2 protein-coding genes are annotated in these 2,164 nt (G+C 49.3%); both read left to right on the top strand.

Annotated features, from left to right (window positions below; genetic code table 11):
• Positions 1–1,009: 1,009 nt before the first annotated feature.
• A complete protein-coding gene (gene gspS2, locus ACRC27_RS13535; protein WP_225624460.1) occupies positions 1,010–1,435 on the top strand; it encodes a type II secretion system pilot lipoprotein GspS-beta in 426 nt (141 codons plus the stop codon).
• 38 nt (positions 1,436–1,473) lie between these two features.
• A partial coding sequence (locus tag ACRC27_RS13530; protein ID WP_438640123.1) for a type II secretion system protein N occupies positions 1,474–2,164 on the top strand: 691 nt, incomplete at its 3' end.

Genomic DNA, 2,164 nt, shown 5'->3' with positions numbered 1-2,164 from the left:
GCAGTTACCTTGTTTCCGTTGACTGGGCCGCATTCTCGCTGGGAAATCAGTTTGGTGTGGAATCCGGCGTTAGCCGATCCGCTGCGTGACCGGTTTGTCGCGCTTGCCACTTCGCACTATCCGCAGCCGGTGCATGCCGTGTGTGACTCGGCGCCGCAATAACTGCGGGGTAATAACTCGGTGGTTGATGTGGCTGATTCGGTGGATAAGTGAGCTATCGAGCCATTATTGTATTATTTTAAACATTGGCGCTTATTACTTGGCCAGAATAATTTACGCCAAAACGCCTTATCGTCATTTATATGGCGTTAATCTTCGCATTATACGTCAGTAAATAGTCATTTTATATTGAGAGTTAATATTCCATTGCTATTTGCTTGCCATTTATTTGACTTTTTTCTTGGCTATTCATCTTACTATTTCCGTAAATTGAACTGTCATTAATAAGTGCTATTTTTAAGTGTCGAGATATTTATTTAGCAAATAGTGTGAATCTACGAGCATAAGAAATCTGTTTGTTGTATTGGCGCTATTTTTTATGACATTATCATGCCCGCTTATTGAAGTACGCTTATCTTGAGTGCTGTTTCAAATCGGGTTATTCATGTGATAAATAAATCATCTCGGTAAGGGATTGGTGATTAGTCATATAAAATATCTGTGGCCGTGCAAACAACAGCAAATAATCATATGTATGATGTCGGTGGGGCTAAATATTCCATCGGCTAGAGGGTGCTGGGTTTGTGTATATCGACAGTTTATTTAGGTTGATGCGCGGTTATAGCGCGTGGCCATGAATTGCATGATTAAATACACGATGAAACCACGGCAATAGCTAATGCTCTAGCGTACTGACTCTCTGACTTATAGGGTTAATCACCGCTCAAGACGGTAATGTGATTATTCGTTTAGGCAGCCTTATATCATACCTATTTAAATGGCATGCCGCGGCTGTCTACTCGTTTATGTTTAAGCTGAATTTGGGCTAATGCCACACGTTAGGTTGAGAATGAAACAATACGGTTATATCGCTTCGGCAGTCTGTCTGCTTATTTTATCTGGCTGCAGCACCTCGACGAAAAACAGTGTGGCTGAAAGCATTGCTGAGAGTCAGGTACAAAAAATTAATCAAAGCCTGCCGGCAAAAGCGGCTGGTTATACGTTGGTCTTTGCACAGCAGCAGGGCGCGGAAATTGGTTTGACCTTGGTAGCGGATAATCAAAGTGTTGCCCGTATGAGCCCGAGCGCCGTGCTGGCTGGCTATCAGCAAGGTTTATGTAGCGATCCGACGGTACGAACCTATTTGGCGAAAGGGGTGAGCTACCGGCTGCAGGTGAATAATCTGCAAGGGAGCAGCCTGCAAGCGGCACACCTCACGGCAGCACAATGCGCGAGTCAGTCTTATGCCCGCGCGGTTAACCGCGCCGGTGAATGATTTTCTGAACATGACGAGTGGAACGAGCAGGGCGCGCCATGACAGCTTATCGACGGTTTAAGTTGCCCATTGCTCCGAGGCGTGGGGCATGGCGTGTACAGGGGCGCCGTATATCGGTGCGCGTGTGCTGTGGCTTTTTGCTGCTACCGGCCAGTTTGTTGACGGTAGGGGCGATCAGCTACTCGCTGTGGCAAGCGCTGACGTTCGATCCGATTGCGGTCAGCGTAAGTTCGCCAAGGCACGATGCGGCTCTGTCTGCGAATACGGCATCTGCAACAGGCAGCGCTGATGCCGAGTCGCTAAATTGGCAGCGGGTAGCCCAGCAACATTGGTTTGGGCGTCCCGCACCGGTAACGGCTGTGACGCCACCTCCGCCTGCCGTCTTAAAAGAAACGCCGTTAAAACTGGTGCTGCGCGGTATCTCCGCGGGGCGTTTTCCTTCGGCGGTGATTGATGCTGCGGGTAATACCCAGACGTACGAAAAAGGCGATGAGCTGCGCCGACATAACGCCACGGTGGTGGATATTCAGCCGGATTTTGTGGTGCTGTCGATTAATGGTCGCTTGGAGCGTTTGAGCTTTCCGGCCGAAGCCGAGCAAGCCGGTTTGCTGACCGTGACGCGCACGGCTGCGCCCACCCAAATCGAACCGTCGTCAGTGGCGAAGGTGCGGCAAACCTTGGCCGCGGATCCGCAAAAGTTATTCAGTTTTCTTCGTTTTAATCCCGTGA

The organism is Plesiomonas sp. (assembly GCF_051650925.1).
Taxonomy (GTDB): Bacteria; Pseudomonadota; Gammaproteobacteria; order Enterobacterales; family CAMTGL01; genus Plesiomonas.
This window is presented reverse-complemented; position numbering and strand designations above follow the sequence as displayed.